The organism is Duganella phyllosphaerae (genome assembly GCF_001758785.1).
In the GTDB taxonomy this organism is placed as follows: domain Bacteria; phylum Pseudomonadota; class Gammaproteobacteria; order Burkholderiales; family Burkholderiaceae_D; genus Rugamonas; species Rugamonas phyllosphaerae.
In genome coordinates this window covers 1-5,082 of sequence record NZ_LROM01000019.1, presented here as the reverse complement: position 1 = coordinate 5,082, position 5,082 = coordinate 1, and the positions used below count along the sequence as shown (strand labels likewise).

General features: G+C 65.2%; 3 protein-coding genes. All 3 read left to right on the top strand.

Going from position 1 to position 5,082, the window contains the following annotated elements; genetic code table 11:
- The first annotated feature begins 108 nt into the window (after nucleotides 1-108).
- Nucleotides 109-1,830, top strand: coding sequence for a molecular chaperone HscC (locus DUPY_RS01085; protein WP_070245882.1), 1,722 nt, complete (start codon nucleotides 109-111; stop codon nucleotides 1,828-1,830).
- Nucleotides 1,831-1,837: 7 nt separating this feature from the next.
- Nucleotides 1,838-4,153 carry a tetratricopeptide repeat protein gene (locus tag DUPY_RS01080; RefSeq protein WP_070245881.1) on the top strand — a complete coding sequence of 772 codons (2,316 nt, stop codon included), beginning with the start codon at nucleotides 1,838-1,840 and terminating at the stop codon, nucleotides 4,151-4,153.
- Nucleotides 4,150-5,082, top strand: a 933-nt coding sequence (locus tag DUPY_RS01075; RefSeq protein WP_141749367.1) for a tetratricopeptide repeat protein, incomplete at its 3' end; no start/stop codon positions are given. The genes DUPY_RS01080 and DUPY_RS01075, both read left to right, overlap by 4 nt.

Below are 5,082 nucleotides of genomic sequence, written 5' to 3'. Positions count from 1 at the left end.
GGCGGCGCGACGTGGCCTGGTGCATTTCTCCTGATCTTCACAGGGCAGTAACACCGTTTCAAAGTTTACAACTTGTGCTAGCATAACTATTTTTGCTGAGCACTAATAATGATCGTCGGGATAGATTTAGGCACCACCAACAGCTTGATCGCAATATGGGACCACGGCGCCGCGCGCCTGATCCCCAATAGCCTGGGAGAAATCCTGACGCCTTCGTGTGTCAGTGTCGACGAGGATGGCACCATCCTCGTCGGCCGGGCTGCCCGCGAACGGCTGCAAACCCATCCCGACCGAACCGCTGCCGTGTTCAAGCGCTACATGGGCAGTGACCGCACGCTGCGACTGGGCCAGCGCGATTTCCGGCCCGAGGAATTGTCGGCGCTGATCCTGCGCTCGCTCAAGGAAGACGCCGAGGCGGCGCTGGGCCAGCCCATCACGGAAGCCATCATCACCGTGCCCGCCTACTTTTCCGACAGCCAGCGCAAGGCCACGCGCGCGGCCGGCCAGCTGGCCGGACTGAAGGTGGACCGGCTGCTGAACGAGCCGACCGCCGCCGCGCTGGCCTACGGCATCCACCAACGCGACGCCGAAACCCGCTTCCTCGTCTTCGACCTCGGTGGCGGCACCTTCGACGTGTCGGTCCTCGACCTGTTCGAGGGCGTGATGGAAGTGCGCGCCTCGGCCGGTGACAATATGCTCGGCGGCGAAGACTTCGTGCTGGCCCTGGTCAATCACTTCCTGGCGCACCACCAGCTGCCGGCCATGCTCAAGAGCGACGCCTATTTCATGCAGCGCCTGCTGGCCTCGTGCGAACGCGCCAAGCGTGCGCTGAGCGAGTCGGCCAGCGCCAGCATCGAGATTCATCACAGCGACACCCAGTACACGCTGGCGCTTGACGAAGCCGCGCTGGAACAGGTGTGCACGGTGCTGCTGCGCCGCCTGCGCGATCCGATCGAACGCGCGCTGCGCGACGCCAACCTGAAAATCTCCGAACTCGACAACATCGTGCTCGCTGGCGGCGCCACCCGCATGCCGGTGGTGCGCAAGCTGGTGGCGCGCATGTTCGGCCGCTTTCCCGCCTGCGACATCAATCCCGACGAGGTGGTGGCGCTGGGCGCGGCGGTGCAGGCCGGCCTGAAAATGCGCGACGCCGCGCTCGACGAAGTGGTGATGACCGATGTGGCGCCCTACTCGCTGGGCATCGAGGTATCGATGCAGATCGGCGAGCGCAATTTCGCTGCAGGCCATTTCGATCCCATCATCGAGCGCAACACGGCGGTGCCGGTCAGCCGCGTCAAGCAATACCACCCGGTAAGCGACAAGCAGAAATGGCTGGAGCTGCGCGTGTTCCAGGGCGAGGCGCGCCTGACGCGCGACAACATCCTGCTCGGCAGCCTGAAAGTCAAACTCGCCGGCGGCGCGATTGCCGACAGCGGCGTCGATATCCGCTTTACCTACGACGTCAACGGCCTGCTGCAAGTGCAGGCCACCGTCACCGCCACCGGCGACGTGCACACGCTGGTCATCGAAGGCAATCCGGGCCTGCTGTCGGAAGACGACATCGCCAAGCGCTTGATCTCGCTGTCGGAACTGAAAATCCACCCGCGCGATCGCATCGAGCACCGCACCCTGCTGGCGCGCGCCGAGCGCATGTACCAGCTGATGCGCGGCCAGGGCCGGGAATGGTTCGGCGCCCAGATCGTAGCGTTCGAGCAGGCGCTCGACAGCCAGGACAAGCGCGTGGTCGAACCGGCGCGCAAGCAGTTCGAGGCCATGCTCAACGATATCGAGCACGACAGCTTCGTCATGCCACTCAACGATCCCCAATAAGGCCGCCATGGAACCGATATTCTTGCAGCGGCTGTCACTGGCCGGGGATGCCGACGAGCGCGCGATCCGGCGCGCCTATGCGCGCGAGCTCAAGCTGATCGACCAGGAGCACGATGCGGCCGGCTTCCAGGAACTGCGCGAGGCGTATGAAGCGGCGCTGTTCTGGGTGCGCAATCCTGAGTATTTTGGCGATGACGGGGATGATCTCGGGCAGGCGCCGGAACCGGCCGAGGCGCAACCTGATGGCGAAGCTGACCGCGTCGAAGTGAGCGAATCGTCCGCTGGCGTGGAGCTGGTCAAGGCTGGCATAGCCCACACGGCTGAAGCGACCGCACCAGGCGCAGCCGAGGCGACTGGCGCTACCGGTGCGCCGGCAAGCACCACCCTGCCACCTGCTGAAGACCAGCAAGCACTGGGCGACGCCGTCTTCGAGGAATTCAGCCAGCGCCTGCCCGCCCTGGCCGCCGCCGCCCACGGTCCGATCGAGAGCGAAACGCCGTGGGTGCAAGCGCTGCAAGCCTGCCTGGACGATTTGCGCCTGTTCGGCATCGACGCGCGCGAGCAGTTCGAACGGCGCGTGGCGATGCTGCTGGCCGACGGCTGGCGGCCGGGCCACGAGGCGCTGCTGGTGGCGGCCGTGGATACCTTCGGCTGGGCGGCCGACCGCCGCCGGGTGCAGGGGCTGGGCTACGCGGGCGCAGTGATCGACATGGCCATCGACGAGCGCGCGCTGTTCGATACGCAACACGACGACGAAACCGATGCGCAGCGCTGCTTGCTGCAACGCCTGCGCGGTCCGGCCCAGGCTGACCCCACCTGGCGCGAACTGGCGCAGCAATCGCACGCGCTCGAAACCATGATCGCCCGTTTTCCGAACTGGCTGGCCATGGTGGCCGATGTCGACACCATCAGTCGATGGCGCAACATGAACGCGGCCATGCCCGGCTGGCGCCGCGTGCTGGCGCTGCTGGGCCAGAAGCGCAGCGCGACCGACCGTGGCGGACCGGACAAACGCTACGGCAACTGGTGGTGGGGCGTCGTGGTGCTGATGATCGTCATTTCTTTGACACGCTTCGCGCTCAACGCCGGTGGCGACGCTGACAAGTTGCCCCGTCATACCCCGCTCGACGAGGCGGCCCTGGTACAACAGGCCGAAGACCAGTACCGCGATGGCCTGCCCGAAGCAGCGATGAAAAGCCTGGACCAGGCCAATGCGTTAAATCCCAACTATGGCGACGCTTATGCCATGCGTGCCTACCTGTGGCACCTGAGCGGCGCCGACAAACCGGTCGACAGCGAACTGCAAAAAGCTGCCGCACGCAACCCCGGGTCCGAGCGCCTGCTGCGCATACGCGCCATGATCCTGGCGCAGCGCGGCAACTACCAGCAAGCACTCGACGATATCGCACGGCTGCTGCCCGGCGATCAGCACGTGTATTTCACCAGGCTCCTGCAGGCAGAAGTCCTGCTCGACATGGCCCGCTTGCCGGAAGCACTGGAGCAGCTGGAGTCCATGCTCACGCAGTTCAGCGACAAGTCGCGCGTCTACCAGTTGATTGCCCACATCGAAGAGAAGCGCGGCAACCGCGAGCGGGCGATGGAAGTGCTCTCCCGGGGCGTGGCCAGCGCACCCGATGCCTCGCTGTACTACGAGCGCGCCATGTTGCGGCCGGCCAGCGATCGGGCTGGAAGGGATGCCGACTTCTCGTCCGCACTTGCACTCGCCGACGACAAGATCGCGGTCCTGCGCGAGCGCGCTGAGTGGGAACGCGATACCGGCCGCCTGGACGACGCCATTGCCACCTACAAGAGCGCCCTCTCTCGCGCCCAACAGCCCAACATCGTGATCCAGCTGCTGGCACTGCGCGGCGTCGCCTACGCCATGGCCGGCAAACCCGCCATGGCTGCCGAAGATTTCGAGAAGGCGCGCACCCGGGCGGATAGCCCAATGCGGCTCAACAACCTGGCCTGGATACTGGCCACCCACAACACCGCCCTGCCGACGGCGCTGACCTACGTGCAAAAGGCCAACGCCGACCAGCCGAACACGCCCGCCTTCCTCGATACCGAAGGCGTGATCCTGCTGCGGCTCGGGCGCCCGGAAGCGGCCATAAAACAACTTGATGCCGCGCTGGCGATCGAACCGGGCATGGCGAGCGCGCTGTTCGTGCGTGGCATCGCCAAGCGCAACGCGGGCCAGCAGGCCGCCGGCGACGCCGATCTGGCAGCCGCGCGCGCCGTCAATCCCGGCGTCGATGCGCTGTATGCCAGCTACGGCATCACACCATCAGCGCACACCCCCTCTAACGAAAAGCAAAAATGACCAGCAAGAACAACTCAACTACCACCAATCATCGGACCATCCTGACGCGCATGCTGCTGACACTCGGCACATTGCTGTGCGTCGCCAGTGCCAACGCAGCAGAGGTACCAGCGCAGGAAGAGATCGATTATTTCCAGCTGGCCCAGCAGCAAGCCGGCAGCAACAAGCTGCCCGCCGCTATCCACAGCCTGAACTTGGTGATTGCGCGCACACCGGGCCATGTGGAAGCCTACGCAATGCGCGCATTAGCCCGCGACCGCACCGGCTCGGCACAACTGGCAGACGACGATATCAGGCAGGCGCAAGCATTGGCGCCGGACTCGCCGATGGTGCTGGGGGCGCGCGCCACTATCGCTCTCGACCGCATGCAATACGCGGCGGCGGAGGCGGACGCCTATCGCGCCCTGCAACTGGGGCCGGACTTCCATTACGCCCACCTTCTTTACGTGTCCATCCTGGAGCGGACCGATCAGCACCAGAAAGCGGTGGCGCACCTGGAAAAGATGATCGCTGCGCAACCCGAGCTTTGGGGTGCGTACCTACATCTGGCCAACCTGCACCGCAATCACGGGGAAAACGACCAGGCCATGGCAGTTGTCGATCGCGGCTTGGCCATTGTGCCCGTCACCAACCTGTACCTGGCAAAAGCCCACCTGCGCCCGGCAGCCGACAACGAAGGCCGCGAGCGCGACTTCGCGTCCGCCATGGCGGAGGCCGACGATCCCGGCATGGTATTGCGCATCCGGACCGGGGCGGCGCTTGAGGCAGGTCGCTTCGAAGAAGCGATCGCAACCAGCAATGTCGCCATCGCCAATTCTGTCATTGCCGACGAAGCGCCGATGTTACACGCAATGCGCGCCGCAGCCTACGACAGGGCGGGCAAGCCTGTGCAGGCGCAAGTCGATCTGGCCATTGCCCGTAGCGCTGCA

Bases quoted from the DNA above. Each gene is read 5' to 3' on its own strand.
- DUPY_RS01080 (WP_070245881.1), top strand. From the start codon at position 1,838: ATGGAACCGATATTCTTGCAGCGGCTGTCACTGGCCGGGGATGCCGAC.
- DUPY_RS01085 (WP_070245882.1), top strand. From the start codon at position 109: ATGATCGTCGGGATAGATTTAGGCACCACCAACAGCTTGATCGCAATA.